The 16,915-nt window shown below is 64.2% G+C and carries 15 protein-coding genes and 1 tRNA gene; 5 read left to right on the top strand and 11 right to left on the bottom strand.

Annotation, left to right across the window (positions count from 1 at the left end):
- Positions 1-67: 67 nt before the first annotated feature.
- From rlmH to rplU, 9 genes are all read right to left on the bottom strand, one after another.
- Positions 68-553, bottom strand: coding sequence for a 23S rRNA (pseudouridine(1915)-N(3))-methyltransferase RlmH (rlmH, locus tag DCY11_RS08790; RefSeq protein ID WP_108683756.1), 486 nt, complete (start codon positions 551-553; stop codon positions 68-70).
- A 39-nt stretch (positions 554-592) separates the two neighbouring features.
- The gene (rsfS, locus tag DCY11_RS08785; protein ID WP_108682573.1) at positions 593-1,003 is read right to left on the bottom strand and encodes a ribosome silencing factor; all 411 of its coding nucleotides are present in this window, start codon (positions 1,001-1,003) and stop codon (positions 593-595) included.
- A 177-nt stretch (positions 1,004-1,180) separates the two neighbouring features.
- Positions 1,181-1,753 carry a nicotinate-nucleotide adenylyltransferase gene (locus tag DCY11_RS08780; RefSeq protein ID WP_245409511.1) on the bottom strand — a complete coding sequence of 191 codons (573 nt, stop codon included), beginning with the start codon at positions 1,751-1,753 and terminating at the stop codon, positions 1,181-1,183.
- Positions 1,754-1,821: 68 nt separating this feature from the next.
- Positions 1,822-3,063, bottom strand: coding sequence for a glutamate-5-semialdehyde dehydrogenase (locus DCY11_RS08775; protein WP_108683754.1), 1,242 nt, complete (start codon positions 3,061-3,063; stop codon positions 1,822-1,824).
- An 80-nt stretch (positions 3,064-3,143) separates the two neighbouring features.
- On the bottom strand, positions 3,144-4,271 hold the full coding sequence (gene proB / locus DCY11_RS08770) for a glutamate 5-kinase (RefSeq protein ID WP_108683753.1): 1,128 nt from the start codon (positions 4,269-4,271) through the stop codon (positions 3,144-3,146).
- A complete protein-coding gene (obgE, locus tag DCY11_RS08765; RefSeq protein WP_108682572.1) occupies positions 4,268-5,311 on the bottom strand; it encodes a GTPase ObgE in 1,044 nt (347 codons plus the stop codon). Before obgE ends, proB begins: the two co-directional genes overlap by 4 nt.
- A gap of 63 nt (positions 5,312-5,374) precedes the next feature.
- Complete coding sequence (locus tag DCY11_RS08760) at positions 5,375-5,905, bottom strand: GNAT family N-acetyltransferase (RefSeq protein ID WP_245409318.1); 531 nt, start codon at positions 5,903-5,905, stop codon at positions 5,375-5,377.
- A gap of 87 nt (positions 5,906-5,992) precedes the next feature.
- Positions 5,993-6,253: a 50S ribosomal protein L27 gene (gene rpmA, locus DCY11_RS08755; protein WP_069445681.1), complete on the bottom strand. Its 261-nt coding sequence runs from the start codon at positions 6,251-6,253 to the stop codon at positions 5,993-5,995.
- 12 nt (positions 6,254-6,265) lie between these two features.
- Positions 6,266-6,802, bottom strand: coding sequence for a 50S ribosomal protein L21 (gene rplU, locus DCY11_RS08750; protein ID WP_108682571.1), 537 nt, complete (start codon positions 6,800-6,802; stop codon positions 6,266-6,268).
- Between the two features lie 326 nt (positions 6,803-7,128).
- Between rplU and DCY11_RS08745 the strand changes: the two genes are divergently transcribed.
- From DCY11_RS08745 to DCY11_RS08735, 3 genes are all read left to right on the top strand, one after another.
- Positions 7,129-7,218 (top strand) — tRNA-Ser (locus tag DCY11_RS08745).
- A gap of 523 nt (positions 7,219-7,741) precedes the next feature.
- Positions 7,742-8,776: an efflux RND transporter periplasmic adaptor subunit gene (locus DCY11_RS08740; RefSeq protein ID WP_108682570.1), complete on the top strand. Its 1,035-nt coding sequence runs from the start codon at positions 7,742-7,744 to the stop codon at positions 8,774-8,776.
- Entirely contained in the window at positions 8,773-11,841 is a 3,069-nt protein-coding gene (locus DCY11_RS08735) for an efflux RND transporter permease subunit (RefSeq protein WP_108682569.1), read from the top strand. Before DCY11_RS08740 ends, DCY11_RS08735 begins: the two co-directional genes overlap by 4 nt.
- A 7-nt stretch (positions 11,842-11,848) precedes the next feature.
- Here the strand turns inward: DCY11_RS08735 and DCY11_RS08730 are convergent, their stop codons facing one another.
- The gene (locus tag DCY11_RS08730; RefSeq protein ID WP_108683751.1) at positions 11,849-13,297 is read right to left on the bottom strand and encodes a GntP family permease; all 1,449 of its coding nucleotides are present in this window, start codon (positions 13,295-13,297) and stop codon (positions 11,849-11,851) included.
- A 5-nt stretch (positions 13,298-13,302) separates the two neighbouring features.
- Positions 13,303-14,322, bottom strand: a complete 1,020-nt coding sequence (locus DCY11_RS08725) for a patatin-like phospholipase family protein (protein WP_108682568.1) — start codon at positions 14,320-14,322, stop codon at positions 13,303-13,305.
- Positions 14,323-14,681: 359 nt separating this feature from the next.
- Here DCY11_RS08725 and gltS point away from each other — a divergent pair, with 359 nt between their 5' ends.
- Complete coding sequence (gene gltS / locus DCY11_RS08720) at positions 14,682-15,887, top strand: sodium/glutamate symporter (protein ID WP_108682567.1); 1,206 nt, start codon at positions 14,682-14,684, stop codon at positions 15,885-15,887.
- 550 nt (positions 15,888-16,437) lie between these two features.
- Positions 16,438-16,815, top strand: coding sequence for a hypothetical protein (locus DCY11_RS08715; RefSeq protein ID WP_108682566.1), 378 nt, complete (start codon positions 16,438-16,440; stop codon positions 16,813-16,815).
- Positions 16,816-16,915 lie beyond the last annotated feature (100 nt).

Raw genomic sequence — 16,915 nt, 5'->3', positions numbered from 1 at the left:
CGATGGCACCGGAGGGAAAAGGCAGAATCAAGGCAAAAGCCTTAAGAATCCTTAACCTTTAGGCCTCTCAGGCCCGGTGGTACGGGTGCCCCGCCAAGATCGTCATGGCCCGGTAGAGCTGCTCGGCGAGGACGATCCGCGCCAGCCCGTGGGGCAGCGTCATGGGTCCCAAAGACAGCGACTGGGCGCCCCGGTCAAGGACTGGTTGGCCATGCCCGTCGGGGCCGCCGAGCACGAAGGCCACGCCCGGCGCCGCGGCATCGTCCCGCAAGGCGCCAAGACCGCTCGCGAAGGCTTCGCTCGAGCGCATCTCGCCGCCTGGGTCCAGACAGAGGATGGTGAAATCGTTTGGGATTTTGGCCAGCAGCGCCTCGGCCTCGGCCGACCGGCGTGCGACAGCCTCTGGTGCGCGCGATTCGGACAACTCGATCGATGTCAGCGGCGACAGACCGAGGCTGCGGCCGAGCGCTTCGGCCCGGCCGAAATAATGGGTACAGAGCTCTCGCTCCGGTCCCTTTTTGAGCTTACCGACCGCGGCGATCAGCAGACGCACAGCCAACCTCCGCCGCGTGGGCCGGTGGTGATCTACCGATCAGACCACCATTCGCTCCATGGGCCGATCCGCGGACCACATCTTTTCGAGGTTGTAGAACTCACGAACCTCCGGCCGAAAGAGATGAACGATGACCTCGCCCGCATCGATCAGGACCCAGTCCCCTTGGGGCAGTCCTTCGACGCGCGCACGGCCATAGCCAGCATCTTTGAGCGCTTTGATGAGATGGTCGGCTACGGCGCCGACATGCCGCTGCGAACGACCCGAGGCGACAACCATATAATCGCCAATCGAAGTCTTTCCTTCCAAATCGATGACCGCGACATCTTCGGCTTTGGCGCCGTCGAGAGTGTCGGTCACGATCTTGAGCAGTCTTCCGGGCTCGGCGCTGAATGACGCCAGTCCGGATGGAGGCGTACCGCTCACGGTACCCTCGCTAGGTGAGCGCATGTTTGCGTGGGTTTCCTTCTGCCATTGCTCCTGGAAGTGGCTTCAAGACTATGTCCCGTGCACGACGCTTGGGGCTTCTTCGACAACGAACCACTTCACCCCCTCACAATAAACTGCCGGCTGGTCAAGTTTCAATAGATAGTAGGGGCCGGTTCTTCTTGCTCTTGATCTAGTAATCTAGTCCGATTCCAAGACATTTTCGCGAAGGGCCGTCGACGAGAGCCCCGACAGGCGATGGGTGAGGATGGTCCAAGCCGGCGGGCGCAGGAGCGCGAGCCCCAAAGCGTCGGTCTCGTCGATATAGGCGCCCGCAAAGCGATGCGCCGCCTTGCCCGCCCGCGCCTTGAGGCGAAAACCGGGCCGGTCCAGAACCGCGATCGGCACAAGCTGGAATATCTCGGGCCAGGCCTTCCAATGGTGAACCGTGGCGAGATTGTCCGCGCCCATCAGCCAGACGAAGTGGACTCCCGGATAGCGCTGCACGAGCGCCGAGAGCAGATCGGCGGTGTAGGGCGAGCCCGTTCCGCCATCGAAGCCTGTGACTTTGATTCGTGGATGGTTCGCGATACGCCGCGCCGCGCATACCCGCGCTTCGACCGGCGGCAGGCCGGAGACGTCCTTCAGAGGATTGCCCGCGGTGACCAGCCACCAGACCTGGTCGAGCCCCAGCCGCTTTAGAGCCGCAAGACTGATTTCGCGATGGGCACCATGGGCGGGGTTGAAGGACCCGCCAAGGAGACCGATCCGCATGCCCGGCGCCGCCAGCGGAGCCCGCATTTCGCTCAGGGCAGACGGCTTGCTCACGGCAGTCTTCGCGTTCAAGGCCGCGTCTGGCCTTGCCCGCGCACCACATATTTGAACGTGGTGAGTTGCTCGACTCCAACGGGCCCGCGTGCGTGGAACCGGCCCGTTGCGATCCCGATCTCCGCCCCCATGCCGAATTCGCCGCCGTCGGCGAACTGGGTCGAGGCGTTGTGCAGGACAATGGCGCTGTCGACGCGCGCCAGAAACGCAGCCGCAGCCGCCTCGTCGTTCGTGACGATCGCCTCGGTATGGTGCGAGCTGTGCTCGTCGATATGCGCGATGGCGTCATCGAGATCCTCGACGACTTTGACGGCGATGATGGGCGCCAGATACTCCGTGTCCCAATCTTCATCCGTCGCTGTCTTGACGCGACTATCCGTATGCTGTGTATCCGGATCGCCGCGCACTTCGCAGCCGGCCTCTATCAGCGCGTCCACGATGGGCGTGAGATGGGTGTCGACGGCGGCGCGCGAAACCAGCAGCGTCTCGGCCGCGCCGCAAATGCCTGTCCGGCGCATCTTGGCGTTGACGACGATGTCCCGCGCCATATCGAGCGGCGCGGTCTCGTCCACATAGACGTGACAGTTGCCCTCCAGATGCGCGAACACCGGCACGCGCGCTTCCTTCTGAACCCGCTCCACAAGGCTCCTGCCGCCCCGGGGCACGATCACATCGATGGCGCCGCCGAGGCCGCCGAGAATGAACCCGACCGCCTGCCGGTCCACCGACGGCACGAGCTGGATAGCCTCGCCGGGTAGACCTGCGGACTTGATCGCTTCGGTGAGAATGTTGGCGATCACGAGCGAGGTCAGGAAGCTGTCCGAGCCCGACCGCAGAATGACCGCGTTGCCAGATTTGAGGCACAGCGCGGATGCGTCCGCCGTCACGTTCGGACGGCTCTCGTAGATCATGCCGATGACGCCGAGCGGCACGCGGACCCGCGCGATCTCCAAGCCATTGGGCCGCGTCCAGGAGGCGATCGTCTGGCCGACGGGATCGGGGAGGCCTGCGACCTCGCGCAAACCCTTGGCCATAGCCGCCACCCGGCCCTCGTCGAGCCGCAGCCGGTCGAGAAACGCGGCATCGCGCCCATTCTTCTCGGCCGCCTCCAGATCCTTGGCGTTCGCACTGAGAATTTTCTCGGCACCTGCCTCGAGGGCGGCCGCCATCGCCTCGAGCGCGGCATTCTTCTGCTCCGTCGTCGCCACGGCAAGCTCGGCCGCGGCCGCGCGGGCAAGGCGGCCCATATAGAGCATCATCGGCTCCAGACTGACGGCGGGGTCCTGGGCGGGAAGTGCCACGTGAGGTCCTTTCGTTTCCTAGGAAGGGTTGTTCCTTAGGAGCCTTTCTTCCTGAGGCTCATGTCGTCGCGATGGATCAGCTCCGGACGGCCAAGATAGCCGAGAATGTCGGCAATTTCACCGCTCTTGCGCCCGATGATCGCCGCAGCATCCGCATGACCGTAGGCAATCAGCCCACGGCCGATTTCCGTTCCTTCGAGCCCGCGGATGGCCACCGCATCGCCGCGTTCGAACTGCCCGACGATCTCCGTGACGCCGGCCGGCAGCAAGCTCTTGCCCGAGCCGAGTGCCTTGGCCGCGCCGGCATCGACGATCACCGCGCCGCGGGGCTCCAGCGTACCACCGATCCAACGCTTCCGCGCCGTCACGGGATCCTGATGGGCCAGGAACCAGGTGCAAACCCCGGTCGAGGCCAGCACGGACAGCGGGTTCAGCACCTTGCCGCTGGCGATCACCATATTCGTGCCCGCGCCCACGGCGATCTTGGCCGCTTCGATCTTCGTGACCATGCCACCGCGCGACAGTTCCGACCCGACATCGCCGGCCATCGCCTCGATCTCGGCGGTGATCTCCGGGACCACATCGAGCCGCCTGGCGTCGGCCGCCGACCCCGGCGGGGCCGTATAGAACCCGTCCACGTCCGACAGCAACACGAGGCAATCGGCGCTCATCATCGAGGCGACGCGCGCGGCCAAGCGGTCGTTGTCGCCGTACCGGATCTCGTTGGTCGCGACCGTGTCGTTCTCGTTGACCACGGGGACCGCGCCGAGCTTGAGCAGGGTTGAGATCGTGCTGCGCGCATTCAGATAGCGCCGGCGCTCTTCCGTATCGCCCAGGGTCACGAGCACCTGCGCAGCCGCGAGCCCGCGCGCCCGGAACGCGCTCTCATAGGCATGGGCCAGATGGATCTGGCCGACGGCCGCCGAGGCCTGGCTGTCTTCGAGCTTGAGCGGACCCTTTGGCAGCTTGAGCACATTGCGCCCGAGCGCGATTGCGCCCGACGACACCAGGACGACTTCCTTGCCTTGGCGACGAAGCTCCGCGATGTCGTCGCACAGTGCGTCCAGCCATGCGGCGCGCAAGACGCCGGCCGCGTTGTCGACCAGAAGCGCGGAGCCGATCTTGACGACGATCCGGCGCGCAGACGCCCATTCGGATCTCATGGCCGCCACCCTTCGTCGGCTCGCGGCAGCAGTTCCTGAACGTCTGCAGCCCGCATAGCCTCAACCTCACGGGCGAGCGCGGCGAGCACTTCCGGCACGCCTTTGCCCGTGGCAGCGGAGACAAGCAACGGCTTGACGCCCGCTACCGCTTCGAGTGCGCGCGACTTCTCTTTGAGGTCTCCTGCGTCCACCGCGTCGATCTTGGACAGGGCCAGCACTTCGGGCTTGCCGTCGAGCCCGGCCCCGTAGGATTCGAGCTCGGTGCGGACGATTTCGTAGGCTTCGACGGGGTTCTCCTCGGTCGCATCCACGAGATGCAACAGGACGGCGGTGCGCTCTACGTGGCCGAGGAACCGGTCGCCGATCCCTGCGCCTTCATGCGCGCCCTCGATCAGACCCGGAATGTCCGCCAGCACGAAATCGAGACCGCCGAAGCGCACCACGCCGAGATTGGGGTGGAGCGTCGTGAACGGATAGTCCGCGACCTTGGGCTTGGCCCGGCTGACCGTCGACAGAAAGGTGGACTTGCCGGCATTGGGCAGGCCGACAATGCCCGCATCGCCGATCAGCTTGAGGCGCAGCCAGATATACATCTCCTCACCGGCCTGACCGGGATTGGCGCGACGGGGCGCCTGGTTCGTGGATGTCTTGAAATGCGCGTTGCCGAAGCCGCCATTGCCGCCATGGAGCAGGACGAGCCGCGTTCCCGGCTCGGTCATATCCGCGATCAGCGTGTCCCCGTCCTCATCGAGGATCTGCGTGCCCGGCGGCACCTTCAGCACGACATCGGCGCCCTTGGCCCCGGTGCGGTTGGAGCCCATGCCGTTGCCGCCCTTCTTGGCCTTGAAGTGCTGCTGATAGCGAAAGTCCAGAAGCGTGTTCAGATTGGCCACACATTCGATGATCACATCGCCGCCGCGGCCACCGTCGCCCCCGTTGGGGCCGCCGAACTCGACATACTTCTCCCGCCGGAAGCTCACGCACCCGTTGCCGCCATCACCTGACCGGACAAAGACTTTTGCGGAATCGAGAAATTGCATGGGAAGGGATTAACACCGGGGCCGTCATCTTGCACGCATCGCCGGACGACATGGTTTGCGGTCCTAAGGGTGCTGAAGCGCGCTTGCCGCCTGGGCCCTTTCGAGCCGATAGGTAAGACACGGCACCACTTCGCCGCGCGCCACGCAATCACGCGTCTCCTCGCCCTCCGGCGTGAACCCGAGTTTGGCGAGCACACGCTGCGACTTGGGATTGTCCACGAAGTGGCCGGCCCGCAAATAGGCGAAGTCATGTGTGTCGAAGGCATGGGCCACGACCGCACGCACCGCCTCGGTCGCGAACCCGGCGCCCCAATAAGGCTTCCCGATCCAGTAACCGAGCTCGGCATGGTCAGCGTCCATGGGCATGTATCCGGAGCAGCCAATCAGCCTGCCGTCTCGTGTGACAGCGAACACGACGCCCTCCTCGCCCTGGCCGACGCGGTCCACCCAGGCGCGGGCGGCCGTCTCGCTATAGGGATGCGGGATCGTGCCGGTCATGCTCGCCACGTCGAAGTCGCCGGCGAGCAGGCTCATGGCCGCGGCGTCCGCATGGTCAAGCGGCCGCAAGTTCAGCCTTTGCGTTCTGATCTGCATGGGAAAGCCAACGTACATATGCAAACGCGCCCGCTAAAAGACGGGCGCGCGCAAATCTCTAAGAAAGTCTGGAAGCGGTTGCGCGCCTTACGAGGCGTCCGGCTTCACCGATACGTAGGTGCGGCCCTTGGCCTTGGTCGCGAACTCGACCTCGCCGTCGACGAGCGCAAACAACGTGTGGTCCTTGCCGATGCCGACACCCTCGCCTTTGTGCCACTTGGTGCCACGCTGGCGAATGATGATGTTACCGGCGATAACCTTCTGACCGCCCGACTTCTTGACGCCGAGGCGACGTCCCGCTGAATCGCGGCCGTTGCGTGAGGAGCCGCCTGCCTTCTTATGTGCCATGGTGGTGTTCCTTTAGCTCTTCTTCGCCGGGGCCTTTTTGGCCGGGGCCTTCTTGGCTGCGGTCTTCTTCGCAGGCGCCTTCTTGGCCGGAGCCTTCTTCGGCGCGGCCTTCTTGGCGGGCGCTTTGTCCTCGGCCGCCTTCTTGGCGGGAGCCGCCTCAGCCTTGGCTTCCGGCTTCTCCGCGCTCTCCGTCTTGGCCGGCGCCTTCTTGGCGGCCGCCTTGGAAGGCTTCTTGCCGTCCGTCAGAATCTCGGTGATGCGCAGGGCCGTCAGCTCCTGCCGATGGCCTTGCGTGCGGCGGTAGCCCTGGCGGCGCTTCTTCTTGAAGACGATGATCTTGTCACCGCGCTTCTGCTCGACGACCTCGGCCGCAACCATGGCGCCGGAGACCGTGGGGCTGCCCGTGGTTGCGGCACCCTCGCCGCCCAGCAGCAAAACTTCGGAGAGTTCGATGACGTCGCCCGGGTTTCCGGCGATCTTCTCGATCTCGATAATGTCGTTCGGCGACACGCGATACTGCTTGCCACCCGTGCGAATGACCGCGAACATGATTCCATTCCGTCTTTTGAGGCTACTCTCCGGGCTTGATTTACCAGCGCATTTTCGCCGCCGGCACGCCGCTGAAGGAGCGATAAGCGGCGCAATATAGTGGGCAAACCTAAGAAGTCAATTCCTAGAAAGCCCCAGAACCTAAGCCTTTCGAGGAAGTTTCGGGTAGATCGGGCTCGTACGGCTCCGATTGGCGACCAGCTCGGACCCGAGCCGCCCTCCACAGGCCACCCCGACACGATCTGCGGCATTTCCGAGCGGCACGCAAGGTGGACCGGCTGGTACCGCTTGCGATCATCGCCCCGCCAAGCTACATGAGCCCGCTTGGAGAGGTGCCGGAGTGGTCGAACGGGGCGGTCTCGAAAACCGTTGAGCGCGTGAGCGTTCCGAGGGTTCGAATCCCTCCCTCTCCGCCAATTCCCGACCATCGGACGCGGTCTGTTAGCGGCGCATCGCGAACGCCCTGCAACCAACCGCGTGGCAGCGGCCTCAATCGTCTGCTTCGAGCCCGTGAGCAGACATGAGATTGGGCGCGAGTCTGGTCCGCTTCGTGCCAGGAGTGGACCTGATTGTCCTCACAGGCCCGGACACCTGTGCCCGGTGACCATCGCGATACGATCAGTGTGGCTTTGGAGGGTCTTGGCAGGACCACCTCTATGCATGTCCGCGCGAGCTCGCCCCGCCATCGAGTCGCAGGATAAGCGAGGGGCCTTGACGGCACTCGCTTCCTAGGGCCCCTTACATCCATAAAGCTGCCGAACAAGGACGGGTGTGCTGATGTCCGACGAAACTTGCCGCTCGTCACTTGTGTCTAGAGGGGAACGGATCGGACAAAGCTTCCCACGCTGCAGGGATCACGCTGCGCAACAGCGCACTGCTAAGGTCAAACTGCTGCCTGGCGCCGCCGTCCGGATTGGTCTCATCGCCGGGCTCGCGCTCATGGCCGCCGGTTGTGATTCGCAGCAGGAAGACGCCGAAGCGCCGGCGCGCCCCGTGCGCACGATCACGCTGGAGAAGACCGGCAAGGGCGTTCCGGTCACCCTGAGCGGCCGGGTGGAAGCCCTCGACGAGGTTTCGCTCGGGTTCCGGCTGTCGGGCCAGTTGCTCGCGCGGCCGGTGTCAGTCGGGGACACCGTCAAGCCCGGACAGCTCCTGGCCGAACTGAATTCCGACAACGAAAACAACGCCCTGCGGTCCGCGAAGGCAAGCCTCAACGCGGCGCTCGCCGAGCAGACCCAGGTCGAGAACCATTTCGAGCGCCAGGAGACCCTGCTGGGGCAAGGATGGACCACGCGCGCGAATTTCGACCAGGCCGAACGCGAACTCAGAACGGCCAAGGCCCGGGTCAAATCCGCCGAGGCCCAGCTTGCCAAGGCTCACGATCAGGTCGGGTTCACCCGGCTCACGGCCGACGCCGGTGGCGTCGTGACCGCGGTTGGCGCCGATGCGGGCGAAGTCGTCCAGGCAGGGCAGATGATCGTCACGCTCGCCCGGGAGGGAGGCCGCGACGCGGTCTTCGACGTGCCCGCACAAGTCCTGCGGACGCCATCCGCCGATCCCGAGATCACGGTGCATCTTGCGGATGCGCCGTCCGTCACGGCCACGGGCCGGGTCAGGGAAGTGTCGCCCCAGGCCGATCCTGTTACGCGCACGTTCCGGGTCAGGGTCGGCCTGAGCGACGTGCCTGAGGCCATGCGGCTCGGCGCCACCGTGACCGGCACGATGGCCACCGATGCCGACCCAATGATCGAGATCCCGTCCAGCGCCCTCACGGAGTCGGAGGGCAAGCCCGCTGTCTGGGTCGTCGATCCCGACACGTCGGTCGTCAATCTCCGTAACATCTCGGTGCTGCGGTTCAACCCGACCACCGTCACCGTCGAGCAAGGGCTGAATGTCGGAGATGTGCTGGTGACGGCCGGTGTCCAGGCCCTTCGCCCAGACCAAAAGGTCCGAATTCTCGGATCCGGTTCATGAAGCGATTGAACCTCTCGGAGTGGGCCCTCAACCACCGCTCGGTGGTTATCTATTTGATGATCATCGCCGTTGTCGCGGGCGTGCTCTCGTACAACCGGCTAGGCCGGGCCGAGGACCCGACCTTCATCATCAAGACGATGGTGGTCAACGCGGTCTGGCCGGGCGCAACGATCGACGACACGCTCAATCAGGTCACCGAACGGCTCGAGCGCACGCTGGAGGAGACGCCGCATCTCGACTTCCTCCGCAGCATGACGACGCCGGGCGTGACCACAATCTTCGTCAATCTCGAAGGCAGCGCCACCGCGGCGGAAGTCGCCGACACTTGGTACCACGTTCGCAAGAGCGTCGGCGACATGCGGCACACGCTGCCCGCCGGCACGCTCGGGCCCTTCTTCAACGACGAGTTCGGCGACACGTTCGGTATCATCTACGGCTTCACGGCCGATGGCTTCACCCGGCGCGAACTCAGGGACTATGTCGAGGACGTCCGCGCAAAGCTCCTGAGCCTGCCCGACGTCTCGCAGATCGAAATCCTCGGTGCGCAGGACGAGCAGATCTTCGTCGAGTTCTCGATGAAGGAACTGGCCAGTCTCGGCATCGATCGGTCGGCCCTGCTTGCGGCCCTTCGGGCACAGAACACCGTGCGGCCGGCGGGCGTGATTCAGACGGGCACAGAGACCGTGTCCGTCCGCGTGTCGGGAGACTTCCGCTCCGAAGCCGACATTGCCGATGTGAACTTCGCAATCGATGGACGCATGCTGCGCCTCAGCGACATTGCACACATCAGGCGCGGCTACGTCGATCCGCCCCAACCGCAGTTCCGCGTCAATGGAGAGCCGGCGATCGGATTGGCGATCGCCATGCAGGACGGCGGCGACATCCTCACGCTCGGCGACAACATCAAGGAGGCGATGAAGATCATTACCTCCGACCTTCCGGTGGGAATCGAGCCCATATTGGTGGCAGACCAGGCGGTCACCGTCGACGATGCGATATCCGAGTTCACGGCCTCGCTCTGGCAAGCGGTCGCGATCATCCTGGCCGTGAGCTTCGTCAGCCTCGGCATTCGGCCTGGCCTTGTCGTCGCGCTCGCCATCCCGCTTACGCTCGTCATCGTGTTCCTCGTCATGGATGTCGTCGGGATCGACATGCAACGCATCTCGCTGGGTGCCCTCATCATCGCGCTGGGGCTCCTCGTGGATGATGCGATGACGACCACCGACGCCATCCTTGGCAGGCTGGCGAAGGGCGACGGCATCTTCGCGGCCTCGACCTTCGCGTTCCAGACATATGCCGTGGCGATGCTGGCCGGCACGCTCGTCACCATTGCCGGTTTCGTTCCGGTCGGCTTCGCCGCGAGTTCGGCGGGCGAATACACCTTCTCGCTCTTCGCTGTCGTCGCCATCGCCCTGCTCGTTTCCTGGTTCGTGGCCGTCGTCTTCGCCCCGCTCTTGGGCGCGATGATCTTGAAGCCGCCGAAACAACAGGACGAAGCCCCGAAGGACGGCGGCATCCTCGGCTGGTACCGGCGCATGGTGACCAAGGCCATTCAAGCCGGCTGGGTCACCCTCGCCATTATTGTCGGCGTCTTTGGATTGTCGGTTCTCGCGATACCGCTGATCCCCAACCAGTTCTTTCCGTCCTCCGACCGGCCGGAACTGCTCGTCGACCTCACGCTGCCCCAGAACGCGTCCGTTCAGGCCAGCAAGGCGACTGCGGAGCGTTTCGATGCGCTACTGAAAGACGATCCGGACGTCGATCGCTGGAGCACCTATGTCGGCCGGGGCGCGATCCGCTTCTACCTGCCGCTCGATGTGCAGCTGCCGAGCGACTTCTTCTCCCAGGCCGTTGTCGTGGCGAAGGATGTCCCCGCTCGCGACCGGTTGAAAAAGAAGCTGGAAGACGCGCTCGCAAGTGAGTTTCCGGCCGTCGTTGCGCGGATATCCCCGCTCGAACTCGGACCGCCGGTCGGCTGGCCGGTTCAATACCGGGTCAGCGGTCCCAATCTCAGCCAGGTGCGTGAGATCGCGCGGAAGCTGGCCGACGTCGTCGCCTCCGACCCCTCGGCGGAGAACGTCAATTTCGATTGGATCGAGCCGGCGCGCGAAGTGCGCATTCAGATCGACCAGAACGAGGCCCGGCTGCTTGGGCTGAGCTCCGATGCGGTCTCAGGCATATTGAACACGGTCGTCACCGGCATCCCGATCTCGCAGGTTCGCGACGACATCTATCTCGTGGACGTCGTCGTGCGCTCCACGGACGAGGAACGCGCATCGCTCGCGACGCTCCGGCAATTGCCGGTTCCGCTGCCGAACGGGCGCACGGTACCGCTCAGCCAATTCGCGACGTTCGACTATACGCAGGCCGCGCCCGTCGTTTGGCGCCGCGACCGCATACCGACATTGACGGTGCAGGCGGACGTGGCACCCGGCGTGCTGCCTGAGTCCATCGTCACGGCGATCGCGCCGAAGGTCGACGAATTGGCCAAGACCCTGCCGCCGGCCTATCACATCGCCGTCGGGGGTACCGTCGAAGAGAGTCAGAAGTCGCAAGCCTCGGTGATTGCGGTAGTGCCCGTGATGCTACTCATCATGATCACGATCCTGATGTTCCAGCTGCAAAGCTTCCAGCGCCTGCTCGTTGCCCTGAGCGTGGCGCCACTCGGCCTGATCGGCGTGGTGGGCGCACTCCTAATTTCGGGGCGTCCGCTCGGCTTCGTCGCCATTCTCGGCATTCTCGCCCTGATCGGCATGATCACGAAGAACGCGGTGATCCTGATCGGCCAGATCGAGTCGGAAAGGGAGGCGGGCAAGCCTGTCCGCGAGGCCGCCATCGATGCCAGCAGCGCGCGGTTTCGGCCTATCGTTCTGACCGCCATCTCGACGATCCTCGGCATGATCCCGATTGCGCCAACCGTGTTCTGGGGCCCCATGGCGTTCGCGATCATGGGCGGCCTGCTGGTCGCGACCGTGCTGACGCTGATCTTCCTGCCGACCTTGTACGTCGCCTGGTTCGAGCGGGGCGAACGCACGCCGGAGAAACATGTGGGATCGGCTGCCTAGGCTTCGTTCAGAACGAGCCCACCGCCGAACCGAGCAGGATGACCGCGACCAGGGCGAGCACGGCGCCGACGATCGCCACCATGAAGATATCCAGATAACTCTGCTTGTGCGTGACACCGCAAACGGCAAGAAGCGTTACCACGGCGCCGTTATGCGGCAGGCTGTCCAGCGTGCCCGCGCTCATCACGGCGACGCGGTGGAGCAGCGCGGGATCGATGCCGTACTCGCCGGCAAGCCGCATATAGGTCGGCCCCAGCGCGTCGAGCGCGATGGTCATGCCGCCGGAGGCCGAACCGGTCAGCGCGGCGAGGACGTTGGTCGCGACGGCGAGCGACACGAGCGGTCCGCCGCCGATCGACAGAACCCAATCGCGGACGAGGTCGAAGGCCGGCAGAGCGGCGATCACCGCGCCGAAGCCAACGAGACTGGCGACGCTGAAGGCAGGCAGAACCGAGGCCGTGGCGCCTGCATCCATCGTCTCCCGCAACGATGGCAGCCGCCTGAAGTTGAGGGCGATCAGCGTGAGGATCGCCACGAACAGGGCGACCACCACGGCCCACACGCCGCCCACGCCCGCGAGAGACGTCGCACCCCATTTCTCTTCGGCGAGGAAACTCGTGTCCATAAGGGGAAGCACGAACACGCTCATCAGGAGGTTGACCAAGATGACGACGACAAGCGGCAGCAAGGCGACGATGAAACTCGGATCGGACCGTGTATGGCGACCATGCGGGAGTTCGGCCGGATCGAACTCGCTGGCAATGGTCGCCCGCTCGCGGAGACTCGGATCGTCGGCCGAAAGCTCGGCGCATGTGGCCGCCTCGAACCCCTCGCCCGCACGCCGTGCCGCGGCCTCCGACCGCGACAGCCACCACAGGCCGAAGCCGAGCATGATGGCCGCGGCGATGATGCCGAGACCGGGGGCAGCGAACGGCGTCGTGCCGAAGAAGGGCATAGGGATGGCGTTCTGCAGCGCCGGCGTGCCGGGGAGCGCCGACATCGTGAACGTCATAGTCCCGAGCGCGATGGCGCCGGGCATGAGCCGTCGCGGAATGGCGGCCGTCTTGAAGAGCCCTTGCGCCATCGGCACGAGAACGAAGATCGCGACAAACAGGCTGACACCGCCATAGGTGACGACGGCGCCGCCGAGCACCACAGCCAGGATGGTCCGTGCCGTCCCCAGCTTCTCGGTCATGAACCGGGCTATCACCTCGACAGAGCCGCTATCCTCCATGAGCTTGCCGAACAGCGCGCCGAGCAGGAACAGCGGAAAGAACTGAGCGAGGAACTGCGCCGCACCGGTCATGAAAACTTGCGTGAGATGCGCGAGCAGCGGCTCGCCGGCTGCGAATGCGGCTAGGAGCGCGGCGGCGGGCGCAAGCAGGAGGATGCTCCAGCCGCGGAACGACAGCCACATCAGCAGGCCGAGCGCGATCAGGATGCCGAGTAGCCCCAAGAGCATCAGACAGGTCCGACGAAGGTCGCGAGGTCGAGGGTCGAACGCGACCCGAGATCATTCGCATGGGCGTCGAGGAAGGCCTCTGCCGAGCGCCGGCCCTCGTCGCGAAGCATGGTCAGAAACTCCCACTCCGCGTTGAGCTTGGACGAGTAGCCGAGCTTCTTCATGAGGTCGCTGGAGATGCGGTGAATGCGCATGTCCGCCCAACGTGCACCCTCGGCATTGCCCGGATCGGTCACTTTGCGGAGGACCGCGATCATCCGCAGCTCTTTCAGAAGCGTCGCGTTGAAGGAAACCTCGTTGACGCGATTGACGATCTCGCGGGCAGACCGGGGCGTGCCAGGCCGCTCGACGGGGTTCACTTGCACCAGGATCGTGTCCGTGGAATCGCACTCCTGGATGAGCGGCGTGATGGTCGGGTTACCGGCAAAGCCGCCATCCCAATAGGCGTCTCCATCGATCTCGACCGCCTGGAACATGGCCGGCAGGCAGGCCGACGCCAGGAGCACGTCGGGGGTGAGTTCCGCATTGTGAAACACGCGCCCGCGCCCGGTGCGCACATTGGTGGCCGTCACGAACAGCTTGATCGGGGCACGATCGATGAGGTCGAAATCGATGCACTCGGCCAACACGTCTGACAGGGGATTGAGACCGCTCGGATTGAGATCGTAGGGTGAAACGATCCGGGCCATGAGGTCGAAGGCTAGGAACATCGGCGAATTGTCGATCGTCCATTGTCCGGTGAGAATGTCGAACGGGCTGCGCCGGAACGGGCTGAACCGGGCAGCCTCGGAAACGGCGCGCCAGAACGCCTCGAGGCTGGATTTGGCGCCCGTGGCGCCTCCCTGCGCATGCCCCGAGACGAGCACGGCGGCATTCATGGCACCGGCGGACGTGCCGGAGATGCCTTCGATCTTCAACCAGTCTTCTTCGAGAAGCCGGTCGAGCACGCCCCAGGTGAAGGCGCCATGCGCGCCGCCGCCTTGAAGCGCAAGATCGACAAGGACCGGACTACGCTCCATCGCTTGGCCTGCAAATGTGGAAATGAACGGATGCCGACGTGTGGACTTGTCTGGCCCGATTGGAAATAGAAGCGCGCGAACCGCGCCCAGGCCGAAACTCGCTCATCACCACCAAGCCAGCAACAAGGGTGCATAGAAAACCGGCCGACCGTACACGGCGCCCTTTTGTGTGTCGAGGAGCACCAGCGTGTCGGATAGTCCCATATTGCCGGAGCCAGAGGGCCAGGTGGCACAACCGCAAGCTGCCCTAGCCGAACGGATGCCGAGATTGTTGCATGAGCTTCCGGTAGTGGGACCGCGGCGTTTGCCGTAAGGGTACGCGGCAGCGCGGCGGACCTCATACGAGCATCTCATTCAGCATGACACATTCGATTGAAATCAACTCCTTCATTGCCCTCACGATCGGCTTTGTCGTCTTCTTTGCCGGGCAATACCTGACCAAGAAGATCCGCTTCTTGTCCGACTACAACATCCCCGAGCCCGTCAGCGGCGGGATCGCCGTCGCGTTGGCGACCTGGGTGCTCTACGCATTCTTCGACCGCGAAATCTCATTCGATCTCACCGCACGCGATGCTCTGCTCGTCTACTTCTTCACCACGGTCGGACTGAATGCACGCTTCTCCGATTTGGTGCGCGGCGGTCTGCCGCTCGCACTGATGCTCGCCGCCACCGTCGTCTTCATGTTGCTGCAAAACCTTGTGGGCGTCGGCGTGGCTCTTCTATGGGGATTGCCCAGTCAGGTGGGCGTGCTCCTCGGAACCGCCTCGCTCATCGGCGGACACGGTACGGCCATCGCATGGGGCCCGAGGATCGCGGAAGCTCACAACGTGACGGGAGCGGCGGAACTCGGAGTGGCCATGGCGACGATGGGCTTGATCGTTGCGAGCCTGCTCGGCGGTCCGATCGCCAAGTATCTCATCGAGAAGAACGACCTCAAATCTGATCCGGAGCAGGAAGCGGCCTTCGTCATTGTGGAGGACGACGAGCGCACCGATCACTTCGACTATGTAGACGTCATACGATCCTTGCTCGTGGCGAATATCGCCATCATCGCCGGCTATTTGGCACACGTCGCGTTGCAGGATGCAGGCATCATGCTGCCGCTCTTCGTCCCGTGTCTTCTGGCCGGGATCATTCTCACCAATACCGTCCCGACCCTGTTGCCAAAGGTGAAATGGCCCTCCAGAACCCCCGCGCTGGCGCTCGTGTCCGACTTCAGCCTGTCTGTCTTTCTGGCGATGTCGCTGATGAGCATGCAAATGTGGACGCTGAGCGGCTCGACCGGCTTGCTGATTACGACGACCGTCCTTCAAGCGACGATGACGGCGCTGTTCATCCTTTTCGTCTTCTACCGCCTCATGGGCAGCAATTACTTTGCCGCGGTCCTGTCGGCCGGATTCGCGGGTTTCACGCTGGGCGCGACCCCGACGGCAATCGCCAATATGAGTGCGGTGACGAAGCATTTCGGCCCGAGCCCACTAGCATTCATCGTGCTGCCGCTGGTGTCGGCATTCTTCGTCGACTTGGCGAATGCGGCTGTCATTCAGCTATTCCTCGGGTCGTAGCCTCGGCAAAAGAGGTGTCGCTCCCAGTGGCAAAGGCCGCTTTGGGTCGTTGGCAGACATCAGAGGTCCGATTTGGAAGATCCGCTTCAATCTCCGACGCCGACCTGTGCTGGAGACGAGCTTGCAAACCAACCAGGCGGCACATACCGACAAAGGGCAACACCAACCAGCATCGCCGGACCAGAATCATCAAATGTATCAATACGGTCGGCGACTGCGCGAGACGCACAAGCATGGAGATCGCAGAGCTCGAAAACCGTTGAGCGCGTGAGCGTTCCGAGGGTTCGAATCCCTCCCTCTCCGCCAATTTCCGACCACCGGACGTCGTCTGTTGGCCGCGCATCGCGAACGCCCTGCAACCAACCGCGTGGCAGCGGCCTCAATCGTCCGCTTCGCGCCAAGAGCGGAAGCACGGGTCAGCGATCTGGAGGTCCGGCCGCGTTAGAGTCCAGCGAGCTTCTATGAGGCTGGAGCCGCAACAGGGCCCGAAACTCCCAGAGCCTCCACCAAAGTAACTTGACTTTCGGCGATCCAGCGGCTCGTTTGAGGCATGCTTCGGGGTGCTCATCAAGCCATATGCAAGCTTCTCGCCGCCGCGATCGTGTTCGGCGGCACCTTCACGCTTGCGGATTCGGCGTCTCACGCCGCGTCCAGAGGATTGGATTCCGCACACGACCATCTGAGCGTCGCGGACCACGAGACAGCGGACGCGACCGACCTCTCCGAATCCGACATCGATGAGGAGAAGCAAGAAAGTGCGGCTGGTCACTGCCTTGGTGCGCACTGCTGCGCCCCGGACTCACAGATGACGGCCCAATATGTCCCGAAGCATCCGCCGACCGGCGGGAAGCTCGTACCCCGGGCAACGTCCGATTACGTGTTCACCTGCACCTATAGCCTCCTGAGACCGCCACGCGCGAGCGCCTAGCCCGGCGCCTGCTTCTAGTGCGGGCGCCCTCTGCCTAGACGGCAGCAGAGTTCGGTGAATCGCACGCCATGTTTGCGTTCTGACATTCGCTCTTCACGGC

The organism is Methyloceanibacter sp. wino2 (genome assembly GCF_003071365.1).
Lineage (GTDB): Bacteria > Pseudomonadota > Alphaproteobacteria > Rhizobiales > Methyloligellaceae > Methyloceanibacter.
The sequence above is the reverse complement of the archived record's forward strand: the minus strand, read 5'-3'. Positions and strand labels throughout refer to the sequence as shown.